The sequence below is a fragment of the Serratia sp. CMO1 genome, from assembly GCF_015689115.1.
GTDB classification, from domain to species: Bacteria; Pseudomonadota; Gammaproteobacteria; order Enterobacterales; family Enterobacteriaceae; genus Serratia; species Serratia marcescens.
Genome location: NZ_CP065032.1, coordinates 291,289 through 306,450 on the forward strand (window position 1 = coordinate 291,289; position 15,162 = coordinate 306,450).

The 15,162-nt window shown below is 62.3% G+C and carries 7 protein-coding genes; 5 read left to right on the forward strand and 2 right to left on the reverse strand.

The genetic code is table 11. From position 1 onward, the window contains the following. Positions 1 to 502: 502 nt before the first annotated feature. Together gltP and IT763_RS01325 are read left to right on the forward strand one after the other, a co-directional pair. Positions 503 to 1,819 carry a glutamate/aspartate:proton symporter GltP gene (gene gltP / locus IT763_RS01320; protein ID WP_206195091.1) on the forward strand — a complete coding sequence of 439 codons (1,317 nt, stop codon included), beginning with the start codon at positions 503 to 505 and terminating at the stop codon, positions 1,817 to 1,819. A 274-nt stretch (positions 1,820 to 2,093) separates the two neighbouring features. Further along, the gene (locus IT763_RS01325) at positions 2,094 to 3,437 is read left to right on the forward strand and encodes a condensation domain-containing protein (RefSeq protein WP_206195092.1); all 1,344 of its coding nucleotides are present in this window, start codon (positions 2,094 to 2,096) and stop codon (positions 3,435 to 3,437) included. Between the two features lie 43 nt (positions 3,438 to 3,480). On the opposite strand, the gene IT763_RS01330 is transcribed toward IT763_RS01325, so the two are convergent. Together IT763_RS01330 and IT763_RS01335 are read right to left on the reverse strand one after the other, a co-directional pair. Then, positions 3,481 to 6,576, reverse strand: a complete 3,096-nt coding sequence (locus tag IT763_RS01330) for an amino acid adenylation domain-containing protein (RefSeq protein WP_206195093.1) — start codon at positions 6,574 to 6,576, stop codon at positions 3,481 to 3,483. Positions 6,577 to 6,640: 64 nt separating this feature from the next. Then, positions 6,641 to 8,251 (reverse strand): condensation domain-containing protein, encoded by a 1,611-nt coding sequence (locus tag IT763_RS01335; RefSeq protein ID WP_164053942.1) that lies wholly within the window; start codon positions 8,249 to 8,251, stop codon positions 6,641 to 6,643. A gap of 534 nt (positions 8,252 to 8,785) precedes the next feature. Between IT763_RS01335 and IT763_RS01340 the strand changes: the two genes are divergently transcribed. From IT763_RS01340 to IT763_RS01350, 3 genes are all read left to right on the forward strand, one after another. Next, entirely contained in the window at positions 8,786 to 10,879 is a 2,094-nt protein-coding gene (locus IT763_RS01340; RefSeq protein ID WP_049299585.1) for a TonB-dependent receptor, read from the forward strand. 78 nt (positions 10,880 to 10,957) lie between these two features. Beyond that, positions 10,958 to 13,867, forward strand: a complete 2,910-nt coding sequence (locus IT763_RS01345; RefSeq protein WP_206195094.1) for a condensation domain-containing protein — start codon at positions 10,958 to 10,960, stop codon at positions 13,865 to 13,867. Positions 13,868 to 13,914: 47 nt separating this feature from the next. Further along, positions 13,915 to 15,147, forward strand: a complete 1,233-nt coding sequence (locus IT763_RS01350; protein WP_151254720.1) for a YncE family protein — start codon at positions 13,915 to 13,917, stop codon at positions 15,145 to 15,147. Positions 15,148 to 15,162 lie beyond the last annotated feature (15 nt).

Consider the following 15,162-nt stretch of genomic DNA (forward strand, 5'->3'; position numbering starts at 1 on the left):
AAGGTCGGGTAATGCCCTATGGTATGCGCCCTGCGATATCGTTCTTTTTTTAATCGAAATATAAAGTGGCACTGCATTTATGGGCGAAAGTGTCACTCGGTCAATTCTCATTTGTTTGACTTTTGAGTAACAAAATATAAACATATCATGCGGATTAAATATGCAGATTGAGCGAAAAATAACGCATTTTAATAGCGTTCAAAAAATCGTCGTCGGTGCGGTTATGTACTTCATTGTATGAAAAATTATGTTTTTAATAACAACCAATTATGCCGTTTGAAATAGTTACGCGAATTTTTTGTGATTCGATTCAGCGCTCAACACTGACAAATCAAGGCTTGCAGAGCATGCCGCCCGGATGATACAGATTTATACTGCGTTTCACTCAGGGCAGGTGAACGCTTCCGCTGAATTAACATAAGCCTGTAATAAATGATTAAGTATTCTTTTCGTCGTGTTGCGACTTTGTACGGCGAAAAGAGTCTTTGAGGACTTTTTGGGTATGAAAAGTGTAAAAATTAGCCTGGCTTGGCAAATCCTGATCGCGTTGGTACTGGGTATTATTGTTGGCGCGGTATTGCACAACCAGACCGAATCTCGTGAGTGGCTGGTCAGTAATATTCTCAGCCCGGCGGGTGATATCTTTATTCGTCTGATCAAGATGATTGTGGTGCCGATCGTTATTTCCACGCTGATCGTCGGTATTGCCGGCGTGGGGGATGCGAAAAAGCTGGGCCGCATCGGATTGAAAACCATTATCTACTTCGAAGTGATCACCACCGTCGCCATCGTGGTGGGGCTCACCTTGGCCAACGTCTTCCAACCCGGCCACGGCATCGATATGTCGACGCTGACCACGGTGGACATTTCGCAGTACGAGAAAACCACCGAACAGGTGCAAAGCGGTTCGCACAGTCTGGTGGCGACCATTCTGTCGCTGATCCCGTCGAACGTCTTCTCGTCGATGGCCAAGGGCGACATGTTGCCGATTATCTTCTTCTCGGTGCTGTTCGGCCTGGGGCTGTCGTCGTTGCCGAAAGAGACCAAAGAGCCGTTGCTGAAGGTGTTCAAGGCGGTGTCCGAGAGCATGTTCAAAGTCACCCACATGATCATGCGCTATGCGCCGATCGGGGTGTTTGGCCTGATTGCGGTCACGGTAGCCAACTTCGGTTTCTCTTCGCTGTTGCCGCTGGCCAAGCTGGTGGTGCTGGTATACTTCGCCATCGCGTTCTTCGCCCTGGTGGTGCTGGGGGCGGTCGCCCGGCTGTGCAACCTGCGCATCTGGACGCTGATCCGCATCCTGAAAGACGAACTGATCCTGGCTTATTCCACCGCCAGCTCGGAAACGGTGCTGCCGCGCATCATCGAAAAGATGGAGGCTTACGGCGCGCCCAAGTCGATCACCAGCTTCGTGGTGCCGACGGGTTACTCCTTTAACCTGGATGGCTCGACGCTGTACCAGAGCATTGCCGCCATCTTTATCGCCCAGCTGTACGGCATCGAGCTGTCGTTGGGGCAGGAGATCGTGCTGGTGCTGACGCTGATGGTGACCTCGAAAGGGATCGCCGGCGTGCCGGGCGTCTCGTTCGTGGTGTTGCTGGCCACCCTGGGCAGCGTCGGCATTCCGCTGGAAGGCTTGGCGTTCATCGCCGGCGTGGACCGTATCCTGGATATGGCGCGCACCGCGCTGAACGTGGTGGGCAACGCGCTGGCGGTACTGGTGATCGCCAAGTGGGAGCACCAGTTCGATCGCAAGAAGGCGCTGGCCTACGAAACGGAGTTCCTGGCGCAGAAGGTGAAGCCGGCCAACCAGGCCTAATCACCGAGTATCGCCGACGTTGAAAACGCCCCAGGCAGTTGTGCCGGGGCGTTTTGTTTTTTATGGCTCTTCAACCTGCCACTTTCTTTTCTCTGCCTTACTGCGCGACTTGCATCCCCGCTTAACAGAATCTAAAGTGTTACCAAATTAATAGAAATGATAATAGATGTTATTATCATTTCCATTTGATGATGTATGGAGACACGCAAAGCCGTTGAACGGTGGGGTTACGCCCGTTCGGCGTCTTTATTCAGGCTTATCAAAGGTAGGTAACATGTCGGACACCGCTTTGGCCTCTGAATGGTTGCCGCTGGCGCCAGCGCAGCTTGATTTCTGGGAAGAACACACCTTGCACCCTGGGCAGACTCTGTCCACCGTCGCACATTGCACCGAACTGTGCGGCGAGGTAGAGGAAGAGACGCTCTGCCGGGCGATCGCCACCACTCTCGCCGAGACGCAGGCGTTTGCCTTGCGCTTTGGTGAGCGGCATGGCGACGCTCCTCCGTCGTTACGTTACGATCCACCGTGCACACCGCCATTGCAACGCATCGATCTGCAAACGCACGGCGATCCCTGGCAGGCGGCGCATAGCCTGATGCGCGAAGATATCGCGCAGCGCCGGGCGCTGCACAGCGAGCCGCTAGCCGCAGCCTGGCTGCTCAAACTGGGGCCGGAGCGCTACCTCTGGTACGTGCGTGCGCACCATATTCTGGTTGATGGCTTCGGCATGGCCCTGATCGAACACCGCTGCGCCGTGTTATACGCGCACTATCTGGGTGAGGGCAGCGCGGGTATGCCCCTGGGTGCCTTTGACGCCTTTCAACAGGCTGAACTGGCCTACGCTGATTCTGAGCGATGCGCGCGCGATCGGCGCTTTTGGCAGACCTATCTGCCGCCGTCGCAGGCGCTGCCGACGGTGCGCAAGGGCGGTGAGGCCTATGGCGTACGGCGTTTGAGCGCCCACTACCGGCTGCCGGCGGCGGTGTCGCACTGTCTGGCGCAGTTGGCGGAGCGCAGCGGCATCAATTGGCCCGACTTGCTGGTGGCGCTGTCGGCGGCCTGGCTGTTTCAGGTGATGCCGCGCTGTACCCGGCAAGGCGATACGCTGCCGATGTGGATGCCGGCGCTGAATCGCCGTGGGCAGGCCGCCACCAACGTGCCTTCGCTGGCGGTCAACACTCTGCCGCTGCTGGTGTCACCACCGCAAGCGGAGACGCTGGGGAGCTTTCTCACCACGCTGACGCAGCAACTGCGCGAGCTGCGCAGCCACGGCGGCTACCGCCTGCGCCAACTGGCCGCCGATCGCGGCGTGGATCCGGACTCGCGCTTCTTTATTTCCCCTTTCATCAACGTGCAGCCCTTCGATACGCCCCGTTTTACCGGCTGCAGCGGTACGCGCAGCGTATTGGCCGGCGGCTCGGGCGACGGTTTCAACCTGACTTATCGCGGCCGCACCGACGCCCGCGATCTGCAGGTGGATATCGATATCTATCTGGAGCAGTTTCCGACGGAGGATGCGCTGGACTATGGCGAGGCGCTGCAAGAATTTCTGTTGCGTGCGCTGCAGCGGGAAGCCTGGGAGCAACCGCTGGCGGCCCTGACGGCGTTGCCCGCCTGAGAAAGTGCGGGCGGGAGGATGCTCCCGCCCGAGTGGTATGGCTTCAGCTGGCCAGCAACGCCGCCACTTCGCGCGCGTTCTTGCACGGCAAGAGCGAACTGCTTACCAGACGGGTGCCGAAAGCGTCATTGAGGCGTGCCGCCACCTGTTTGATATGCGGCAGCTTCAGCCCCATGGCGATAAACGCCGTCTCTTCCCCCCATTCCGGGCGCGGCGTTACGCCAATTTCCTGCCAGTAAATGGCCAGGATCTCTGTGCTGCGCGCCAGCGGCGCGTTTGGCGGCGGGGCCGCGCAGGCGTTTAACGCCGGCGCGGTTTGCTGGTGGCTCAGGTCGGCGCGGATGCGATGGCGATCGGTTTTACCGTTGGCGGACAACGGCAGCGCCTCGGCATGGATAAAGCGCGTGGGAATATGGGTACAGGGCAGATAGCCGGTGGCGAAGGCGCGGATCTCGGACAGCGGCAGCGGTTTGCCGTCGCGGGTCAGATACAGGGCGCCGAGCGCCGCCTCGTTGTTCTCTCCGCTGGGATAATCCACCACCACCATATCCAGGATCGCCGGATGGCGGCGCAGCACGTCTTCGATTTCCGGCAGCGAGACGCGCACGCCGCGGATCTTCACATAGCCGTTCACTCGGGTGGCGAACATGATGTTGCCGTCCGCACGGTAGTAGCCCTGATCGCCAGTGCGGAAAGCGCGCAGCGGTTGTCCGTCCGGCCCTTCGAGGGTGATGAAATCGTGCTGCCTCAGCTCACCCTGCTCCAGGTAGCCCAACGCCAGGTTGACCCCGGCGGTATGGATGCGGCCGACCACGCCGGCCGGGCAATGGCTGCCGTCGTCATGGCAGATGAAATAACGGTTGGCGGGCAGCGGGCGGCCGTAAGGCACAGTGCCGCTCTCCTGCGGGGCGATCGGGTGCCAGATGCTCCAAATGGTGGTTTCGGTCGGCCCGCCAAGCGAGAACAGCGCAAGATCCGGGCGCAGGGTTCGCAGGGTTTGCACCGTCGCCGGCTTGATGTAGTCGCCGCCTTGCGCCACCAGGCGCAGCGAACGCAGGCTGTCGGCCGTTTTGCAGGTGAGCAGCATCTCCAGAATGGCCGGCACCGAACACCACAGACTGACCCGATGTTTTTCCACCAGCTGGTTCCAGCTGATGGCGTCCTTTTCCTGATGCGGCGCCGGCAGCACCAGCGTAGCGCCGGCGCACAGCGAACCGAACAGATCGAACATCGACATGTCATGGTGCGGCGGCGTGACGGAAATGAACACGTCGTCGGCGGTGACCGCCCAGCGCTGCTGGGTCTGGTGGATAACGTTGGCGGTGGCGCGGTTGTTGAGCACCACGCATTTGGGCTTGCCGGTGGTGCCGGAGGTATACAGGTAGTAGCTTGCGGCCAGGCTGGCGCTGCGTTCCACCAACGTCTGTTCATCCGGCAGCGCAGGCGCGCGATCCGTCGGCGCCAGCAGGATCGCCGGCGTCACGCCGATCGGCGTCTCCAGATCGCCGCCGTGCACCACCAGCGTTGGCCGGCAGTTCTCCAGCAGGTAGGCGGTGCGTTCCGGCGGTGAGTTGATGTCGATAGGCACCCAGATCACGCTCTGCAGGGCGCAGGCGAGGCTGAAGATGATCTGTTCTGGGCTGCGCGGCAGATACAGCGCCACCACGTTGCCCGGCTGCACGCCGCGGCTCTGCAGGTGGGCGATTGCCGTGGCGATCCGCTGGCCCAGTTCGCGGTAGGTCAGCGTCTGCTCGCCGCAGATCAGCGCATTGCCGCCGTTTTGCGCGCCAAACAGCCGCTCGGCCAGCTGCGCCAGATAAGGGTAAGGCGCGTAATTCGCTTCGCTGTCGTTGTGGCGGTAATGCGCCAGATCGATGAAGTCCCGCGGCGCGATCGCCAGGTCGGCCCGTTGGCAACTGTGCAGGAAGCGTCGCTGCAACGCGGCTAGCATGGCTTCTACCTGCTCGCCGTGCAGCGCCTGTTCGGCGTAGTCCACGCACAGCTGCAGATTTTTTTCGCTGTCCAGCGTCAGGCGAATGTCGATGGCGACCTGCGGCGTTTGGGTCAGGCCGTCGTGGAAGCGCACCGGCGCCTCGGCCGGCAGCGTTTCCCAACCCAGGCAGTTGGTCAGGATCACCGGCAGCGCCGGGCCGCCCTGGCTTTGGCCGAGCAACTGCCGCGCCAGATCGACGCCGGAAAACGCCAGGTGGTCGAGCGCGCCGAGCACATCGTCCTGCAGGGCTTGCGCGCGCTGAATAAAATCTTCGCCGTGGCGGGAATAGCGCACCGCCACGAAGCTGGAGGCGTTGCCCAGGGCGCCGTCGGCGGCGGGGAACGCCACCGGCACCCCGACGCACAGCTCGCCATCGGTGGTCCAGTGGGCCAGCGTATCGAGGATCAGCGCCGACAGCAGGCTGTTGCGCAGCAGCGCATGCGGCGATCCCAGGCGGCCAAGCTGTTTTACCGTATCGCGCGGCAGCGTCAGGGTGGCGCGGCGATAGCGTGATGAGGTGAGATTGGCGAGTGGGGCGCGCCACGGCAGTGCCGACGGGGTGGTGACATCCTGCAGCTTTTCACGCCAGTAGGCGGCATCGGCCTGGCGCTGCGCCGCCGATGCGGCGGGGGGCGGCAGTGCGGCGGCGGTCGGCGCCAGAGGGCGATCGTCGAACAGGCGCGCGATCACGGTGGAGATCCCCTGGCCGTCGAGGATCAAGGCATCGAAGCTGGTGAAGATCAGCGTATCGTACGGCGATCCCGTCGGATCCTGCTGTTCGGCAAGTTGGATCACGGCGATGCGCCACAGTGGCTGGCTCGGATCGTGGCGCTGGTGGGAGTAGCGATCGCGCAGCTGTTCAGTCTGGCGCTGCGCCGCTTCGTCATCAAGGGAGCGCAGATCGTGGCGATCCAGATGCAGCGTCACCTCTGGGCGTACGTGCTGAGTGGCGCGCTGCACATCGATGCAGGTGCGCAACGCCGGGTAGTGCTGTACCAGCTCGGCCAGGCGCGCTTCAAGGCGCGGTACATCCCGCTGCCGGGTGCGGTATTCGCGAAAGTCGTGCATCGCCACGCCGCCGAGCGGCCATCGATCGCTGCGACCCAGAAGGTAGGCCTGCTGCAGTGCGGTTAATGGTGTCTCCATGGTACTTCCCTATAGTCGCTAACCGATTAAAACGAGCCGGGCGCCGTGCGCCCGGAAACCGATCTCAGTGCTGCGGCGCCAGCGCGGCGAGCAGCGTTTTCGCATGCTTTCCTGCCTCGGGCGACCGTTGGCAGATCAACGCCGCCAGCGCAGCCGGGGAGGGATGCGCCGTCAGATCCTGCGCCGTCAGCGCCGCCGCCAGATACTTGTTGAGCACTGTCAGCAGCGCGTTCACCCCGGCATCCGGCAAGGCCAACCGGCGGATATCGTCGTGGTCGCGCAAGTCGGCCTCGGGAGCCACCCGCGCCAGCAGCCGGTGCAGCACCTGGCGCACCGGCGCCTGCTGCGCCAGCGCGTCGGGCGTGCATTGCGCCAGCAGCTGCGACAGCGGGCGATCGAATGCCCCCGCTTGCCGCACGGCCAGGTGCAGCAGCGCCCGGTAACAGGCCAGCAGGCGCGGCAGCACCTGCTCGGGGAACGCGTCCAGCCGCACGTCCCAGTTGATCAGAATGCCGTCGTCGACGTGGGCGACCTGCGCATCCAGCGCCACCTGCGGCCCCTGAGAGATCACCCAGCCGAGACGGCCAAAGGTGTTGGTGACCCGTTCGGAAAACAGCGTTTTGCCGCGGATGCCGAAACCGGCGGTAAACACCACCGGCGAAGGCTGCAGGCTGCCGTGCAGGCGCGACAGATCGCGCATCACGCTGACGCCGGGGTAATCCGCATGCTCGATCAGCTCCGCCAGCTGCGTCATCAAGCGTCGGCAGAAGGCGTTCAGGTTTTCCGTCGGGTTCAGTTCCACGCCGAGCAGCACCAGGTTAGAGAAATCGCCGATGAGGCGATGTGCGTCCTCCCGTTCGCTCTCGCGGTGGAACAGCGGCACGTTGAGCCGGAAGCGTGTCATGTTCCAACCCTGGCCGACGGCCAGCGCGAACAGCGCCAGAAACAGCGTCGAGAGGGAGGTGTGATGCCGTTTGGCGACGTTTTCCAGCGCGCGGCTTTCTTCTGCATTCAGCTGTATGGCCAAACGATCGCTGCGGCAGCGATCCGGCGTGCGCAGCAGGCGCGGCGCCGGCGGCATCTGCGCCAGGCGTTCACGCCACCAACGCTGACCGCGTTCGCGCCTTTGGCGCAGCGCCACGTCGGCATCGCGTCGTTCTAGGTGATCGAAGTAGGCCGGCGGCGCGTCATGGGCTGGGGCCGCCGGACACTGGTGATAAAACGCCGTCAGATCTTCCATCAACAGGCGAAAGCTCATGGCATCGCCGGCGATCATGTCGAGATCGACGTGCAAGCGGCTGCGTCCTTCCGGCAACAGGCTCAGGCTGATATCGCAGGGAACGCCCTGTTCCAGCGGCAGCAACTGGGTGCTTTTCGCCTGGCGTTTGGCGGCGAGCGCGGCCGCCAGCGTTGCTTCATCGGCATGTCGCCAGTCGTCGAGATGCAAAGTATGCCGGGAGCCGGGAGACGCGATCGTCTGCCTGCCATCGTCGGTAATGCGCAGGCGTAACAGCGGATGGCGCAGATACAGCGCCTCGACGGCCTGGCGCAGCCGGGCGATGTTCAGCTCGCCGCCGTCGAATTCCGCATACAGGTGGGCGGCCATGCCGCCGAGAGGAGGAGCGGACTGTCGGCCTACCCAATAGGCGGCCTGCATCGTGGTCAAAGCTTTCATCGGGTATCCATTTTGATTCAGCCAACGAGACTGCAAGAATATATCCAAATGTTAATAGGAATGAAAATTATTATTATTTGATCCATTTGGCGCGGAGGTGCTATCTATAAGGGGTTTGCGCGATGCCGGGCAGGCAGGGCGTTAGGTGTGAATAATTTATCTATATTATTCTTAGCATTGAAATGATTGCTTGTTATTGCAGCGCTTGTTTTTCCTGCGAAAGTATAAGGTTTTCTGGCGGTTATCGTGGCCGCTCTCACACCTTTATTGATAATGATTTGCATTAGAAAATGCAAAATATTATCATTCTTAACATTATTTTACGTTTTTATACAAGCCGTCGGCCGCTCCGCCGGCGGCTTGGCCGTGGACGGGCCGCGCCCGTTCGGCCGCGAAAGACATGGGTTTGCCGCAGGGATAAGCAACAGCAAGGCCGGGAAGGCCGCAGCGTCATGGTCTGTGTGAGTGTCGATGTAGGTTGTGTAAAAAAAAATCAAATTTTGTGCACCTCTGGGATGAAAGGAGAAGACATCTATGGGCAAGCATTTTGCGGCTCAACGGCATGAAAGCGTAGGAAACGGGGAAAAGGCGGGGATGAAAGCCCTTGGGGCATTTTCCTCCGTATTTTTAGGGGTTTGTTCACTGGCGATCGGTAACGTCAACGCGGCGGAAACGAAGAGCAACGAAACCTACCAGGACGCGGAAACGCTGCTGGTTACCGGTGAGAAGATCAAACGTTCCATTTTCGACACCGGCTCCAGCGTGCAGGTGTTCGACAGCAACCGCATCGCCTCGATGCCCGATGCGGTGCAGATCCCCGATCTGCTGCGCATGACCCCCAACGTGGTGGATCTAGGCATCGGCAACGAACTGCCGACCGTGCGCGGTATCGACGGTTCCGGCCCGAACGTCGGCGCCAACGCTTTCCTCAGCGGCACCCGCCCGCGCCTCAATCTGTCATTGGACGGCCGTTCGCTGACGTATAACGAACAGGCGTTCGGTCCGCAGTCGCTGTGGGATCTGGATCGCGTCGAAGTGTTCCTCGGCCCGCAAAGCTACATCCAGGGGCGCAACGCCATCGCCGGCGCTATCGTCATGGCCAGTAAAGATCCGACCTTCGAATGGGAAAGCGCGTTCAAGGGCGGGGCCGGCAACCAGCACTCTTCACAGCTGGCCGCCATGGCGTCCGGCCCGCTGGTGGAAGATCAGCTGGCGTTCCGCGTCAGCGTCGATCGCCAGCGCCGCCGTAGCGAAGCCGATCTGCCGGCCTATGCGCCGGTGGGCGATCCGCGCGAAGTGGAGGCCACCACCGCCCGCGCCAAGCTGTTGTTTAACCCGGCCGGCCTGCGCGATCTGACCACCAAGCTGACCTTTAACCACTTTGGCAGCACCGCGCCGCAGAACGAAAGCCTCAACCCGCAGCCGCATCCGACCAACCCGCGCCACGATCCGCGCCGCGCCGTGTTCAAAAGCAACATGAACAGCACCATCTGGGATCTGGCCTGGGAGGCCTCCGATGCGATGACGTTTGAAAATCGCGTTATCTATACCGATTTCAACATCAACCGTCCGACCGCTTACAACATCCAATACGCCGAGATCGACGGCCAGGAAGTTCACGTGGAGCCGGTGGTGCGCTTCGGCGGAGCGGACAGCCGCCTGCACGGGCTGGCGGGGCTGCGTTACTTCCACGGCACGCAGGATGAGTTCGTCAACATCTTCGGCGGATCGACCTTCAAAGATAAAACCGATACCCATTCGGCGTTCGCCGAGCTGACCTATGCGCTGACGCCGCAGGTGGACGTGACCGCCGCCAGCCGCCTGGAACGCGAACACCGTCGCCGCGACGGCGGCAGCCAGGCGGTGCGCATCGATTTCGATGAAACCTACACCGTGTTCCTGCCGAAGCTGGACGTGGCCTGGAAACCGACGGATACCCAAACCTACGGCGCCAAGATCGCCCGCGGCTATAACGCCGGCGGCGGCGGCATCACGATCGGCACGCCGGTGGTCAGCTACACCTACGGTTCTGAGTATGTCTGGAACTACGAGTTGTACACCCGCCATCACCTGAAAGACGCCAACGTGGTGCTGACAGGTAACATCTTCTACAACGATTACAAAGACATGCAGCTTCCGTACTCGCTGGGTGAGAACTCCAGCGTGATCCGCAACGCCGACAAGGTGGAAACCTACGGCGCGGAAATCGGCGCCACCTGGCAGCCGCGCTGGGACTTCGAACTGTTCGGCAACCTCGGCCTGTTGAAAACCGACATCAAGAAGTTCTCGGGCAGCGGCGTGGAAGGGCATGAGCTGGCGCGCGCACCGGCTTACACCGCCAACATGGGCGCCAAATATCAGTTCCTGAAAGGATGGGAGCTGAGCAGCAACGTGGCGTTTACCGACTCCTACTATTCGCAATACGACAACGACTCGCGCGGGCGCATCGGCTCTTATTGGACGGCCAACGCCCAGTTGGCTTACACCTTCGACTACGGTCGCGCCACGCTGTATGCGAAAAACCTGTTTGATTCCGACCGCCGCGAGATGGTCAGAAGCAACGACATCTACACGGCGACTCTCCAGCGAGGCCGCCTGGTCGGCGCTGCGGTTGAGCTGACTTTCTAACGCTATCGCGGTGACGGGGGACGAATGTCCCCCATTTTATGCGCTATCCCGGCATGGCCGGGCAAAGGAGATAACGCAGTGATCGGTGATTTTGACAGCATTCTGAGCGATGAAGAGGCCCAGCGGCTGGAGAGCGCGTTTCAGGCGCTGGGCGCGGCGTCGGCGGACGGCGAACGGCCGGTAAGCGAAGCCGAAGAGCGGGCATGGTTTGCCCATCTGCAACAGGGTGACGCACGCGGGCAGCGGGCGCTGGCCTGGCGCCTGACGGGGGACGTGGATATCGCCCGGCTGACGGCGGCGCTGCAGGCGCTGGTGCGGGAAACGCCGGGCGTGGACATGCGCTACGTTTTTGATGACGAAAACGGTCTGGTGAAACGCGCCGCCGACTCGGCGCCGTTGCCGGTGAGCCTGCGTCAGGTGGCGGATGAACAACACGCCATTGGCTGCCTGCTGCAAGCGCAGGCGGCACCGTTTGAACTGGAAAGCGAAGCGCCGCTGCGCTGCCTGCTGTTGCTCACGCCGGGCGATGCCGTGATTTTGGGCGTGGTCCTGCATGACATCCTGGCGGAAGCGCTGCCGTGGCGCCACCTGCCGGCGATGCTGTCCGCCCGTTACAACGGGGATGTGATGCCTCTGCCTTTCGCGGCGGAGCCGGTCGAGCTGGCGGAAACCCCGGAGCTACAGCTGCCGTGGGTGCGCCAGGCGGTCTCGCTGCAGGATTACCGCAGCCCGGCGCAGCGTGCTGAAGCCTTGCCACCGGTGGGCGCGCGCGTGGTCACGCGGATTGATCGCTCGCTGTTGCCCGCCAACGACACGCCGCGGGCCTTGCTGGCGGCGGTGGCGGCACGGTTTGCCGAGTTCATCGCCGCGCAGGCCGGCGGCCAAGCGGTGCAGCTGTGCGTGCCGGCGGCGGAGACGGCGGAGTGCATCGGTCTGGAACTGGGGCTGACGGCGGCACCGCTGATGCGCCTGACCGTGCTGCATGGCGAGGGCAACGTCGGGCAGCGGCTGCTGGCGCAGACCGTGGCCGAACAGCCGGATCCGCAGCGGGCGCAGCTGCTGGTGGCCTGGCGTGACGATCTGGCTGCGGACTGGTGCATGGAAGGCGTTCACGCCGAACGCCTGTTGCTGCCGCCGCTGCATACGCCGTTTGAACTGGCGCTGCTGTTGGGCTTGCCCGAGGCGGAAGCGCTGACGCTGGAGCTGGTCACCGACCCGCGTCTGTCTCCGCACGCGGCGCCGTTCCTGCTGGAGCAGTTCAGCGCCTTCCTGGCCGGGCAGCGAATTGCCGTCGCATTGCCAGCGGCTGAGGCCGCTTCCCCGGCGATTACCGCGCCGGCGGCGAAGGGTGACGCAGACGAAAGCGTTGCACCGCTGATTTTGCAGGAGTTCCGTGAGGCGCTGGTGGCGCCGGAAATGACCCTGGATGAAGACTTCTTCGATCGCGGCGGCCATTCGCTGGTCGCTACCCGGGTGATCGGCCGTTTGCTGAGCCTGCATCAGATCGAAATCAACATTAACGATCTGTTCAGCCATCCGACGGCGCGTGGGCTGGCGGGGTACGCCAAACGCCTGAACGTCGCGCAGCCGAATGCCCCAGTGGCCGCCGCCGACGATCATGATCGGGCGCAGGCGCCGCTGTCGCTGGCGCAGGAATCGCTGTGGAAGGTGTATGAAGCCTTCGGCCATGACGAGATCTTCAACCTGCCGTTCTCTCTGCGCTTCTTCGATGCGGTGGATGAAACGGCGCTGCATCAGGCATTTATCGACGTCATGACTCGCCATACCGTGCTGCGTTCACGCTTTGTCGAGCAGCAGGGCGAGGTGGTGCAGGTGGTGGTGCCGGCCGCAGAATTGCCGGATTATCAGTGGTTCCGCTTCTCCCACGAGACGCCGGCGGGCAACGCCGCCGCCCTGTTGGCCGACGCCGGCCAGCACCGGTTCGATCTGGCCGCCGAGCTGCCGCTGCGCGTCACGCTGCTGCGCGATGCGGACAACGGCCAGCAGCTGCTGTCGCTGCTGTTCCACCATGTGGTGCTGGATGAATGGTCGCTCAACCTGATGATGGATGAGCTGGGCGTCGCCTACCGCCATCGCGTCGTCGGCCAGGCGCCGCAGTGGAGCGGGCAACCGCCGCAGTTCCACACCTTCGCCCGGCAGCAGCGGGCCTCCGGGGTGCAGCAGCAGCATCTGGACTACTGGCTCGATGCGCTGCGCGGCGCGCCGGTCGGCCAGCCGATCTTCCGGCAAGAACCCTCTACCCACCCGGCGGTGCCGGCGCCGGCGGACGTCAACGGCGGCTGGCTGGAGTTCGAGGTCGATCCCGCTGTGGCGGAGGGCCTGTATCAGCTCGCTCGCCGCAATAACGCTTCGCTGTTCAACGTGGTGTATGCCGGGATTACCTCGGCGCTGCGCCTGCTGGGCGGCCCGGCGGATCTGCTGGTGGGCACTTCGACCTCCGGTCGTAACGACGCCGAGTTCTTCGATACCGTCGGCTACTTCACCACCGTGGTGGTGCACCGCGTGCGCTTCGACGAAGGGTTGACGGTGGCCGGCTTGGTCAGCCAGGTGAAAAACACCATCAACGGCTCGCTGCCATACACCGACATTCCGATCGATCTGGTGGAAGAAGGGCTGTTCGGCGTGGACGCCGACCGCAAGAACCACATGTTTGAAGTGTTCATCCAGATCCACAGCCGCATCAAGCTGAACGGCGAGTTCCGGCTGCAGGACGGCAGCGCGATCGCCTACCGTCAGGTGGAGCCGGAAAAAGCCGAATCGCTGCTCGGCCTGCAGTTTGAGGTGATGGAAGACGATCTGGCCGGGAAGAAATCCCTGCGAGTGATGATGACCTACCGCCAGGATCACTACAGCCGGGAGCAGGCCAATCTGATCGCCGACGGCGTTCAGCACGTCTTTACCCAGTTTGCGCAGCACATCGCTGGCGATATCGCTCTGGCGGCGCTGCCGCCCGGGCCGCAGGCATGACGTTGTTTCACTCTAACCGAAAGCATGATTTTCAAGGAGATAAAAGGATGTCTGGAACCCTAGCAACCCCGCGCGCGTTACTGTCGCTGCTGGTGGCGGCCTCTCTGGTGGTCGCCGGCGCCGCGCAGGCCGACGATGCCGGCATCAAACCGCAGGACATCAAGCGCCAGGCGCTGTCGTCGACGGTGGTGGAGATGGCCTACAGCACCTCGCAACAGGCGCTGTTCGTCAGTGCGCCGGACTGGAAGGAAGAGGCGCGCTCCCGCGTGCTGCGGCTGGATCCCAACACCCTGGCGATCAAGGCGGAGATCCCGCTGCAGGTGAAAGGCTTCGGCGTGGCGCTGAACGACGCGGGCAATCGCCTGTACCTGACGCAGGCCTTCAACGGCGAAGTCGGGGTAGTGGACACCACCACCAACCACGCGCTGGGCAGCATCAAGTTGCTGGACAAAGCGGTGCTGGAGCAGGCTTACAAGCAGGCGGGCATCAGCGGCAAGCGTCTGGATTTCCTGTTGGCGGAGCTGAAGAAGTTTAAAATCACCGAGGACTATCTGTACCGCCTCCGCGAGCTCAAGTATGACGCGCAAAGCGGCCGTCTGTTCCTGCCGGGTCTGGGCTTCGGCGTTGACAGCGTGCTGTACGTGGTCGATACCAAGGCCGGCAAGCTGGAGAAAGTGATCCCGGGCTTCGGCTACAACGCGGTGGGCATCACGCTGGATGAGAAGGGCCGCCGGGTGTTCGTCTCCAACATGCAGGGGCAGGTGATCACCCTGAACGCCGACACGCTGGCGATCACCGCCACGCACGAAGTGCAGGCCGATCAGCTGCTGAATCTGGTGTATGACCCGGCGAGCAATCGTCTGCTGGGCGTCGATCAGGGCATCGATCGCGACGACTACCGCAATCATCATCTGGGGCACGACTATGTGAAGCGCAGTAGCGGCCACCGGGTATTCGCGCTGGATGCGGACAGCGGAAAAGTGCTGGCCAGCGAGCTGACGGATGAGGTGCCGATCGGCCTGCTGCTCGATGAGCGTAGCCAGCGGCTGTATGTCGCCAACCGCAAAGGCGTGCGCGTGGATCACGGCGCCGGGACGCTGACGGTGTTTGACGCCAAGACCCTCAAGCGCCTGCAAACCGTAGACCTGCCGCCGCACCCTAACAGCCTGGCGTTGGATCCGAAAGGCGACGCGCTGTTCGTGACGGTGAAAAACGACGGCGCTTCCACCAAGGCCGGCAAGCCGGAAAGCGTGGTGCGTATTCAACTGCATTCCAACTAGCTGAATATAAAGATA

Bases quoted from the DNA above. Each gene is read 5' to 3' on its own strand.
- gltP (WP_206195091.1), top strand. From the start codon at position 503: ATGAAAAGTGTAAAAATTAGCCTGGCTTGGCAAATCCTGATCGCGTTG.
- IT763_RS01325 (WP_206195092.1), top strand. From the start codon at position 2,094: ATGTCGGACACCGCTTTGGCCTCTGAATGGTTGCCGCTGGCGCCAGCG.
- IT763_RS01330 (WP_206195093.1), bottom strand. From the start codon at position 6,576: ATGGAGACACCATTAACCGCACTGCAGCAGGCCTACCTTCTGGGTCGC.
- IT763_RS01335 (WP_164053942.1), bottom strand. From the start codon at position 8,251: ATGAAAGCTTTGACCACGATGCAGGCCGCCTATTGGGTAGGCCGACAG.
- IT763_RS01340 (WP_049299585.1), top strand. From the start codon at position 8,786: ATGGGCAAGCATTTTGCGGCTCAACGGCATGAAAGCGTAGGAAACGGG.
- IT763_RS01350 (WP_151254720.1), top strand. From the start codon at position 13,915: ATGTCTGGAACCCTAGCAACCCCGCGCGCGTTACTGTCGCTGCTGGTG.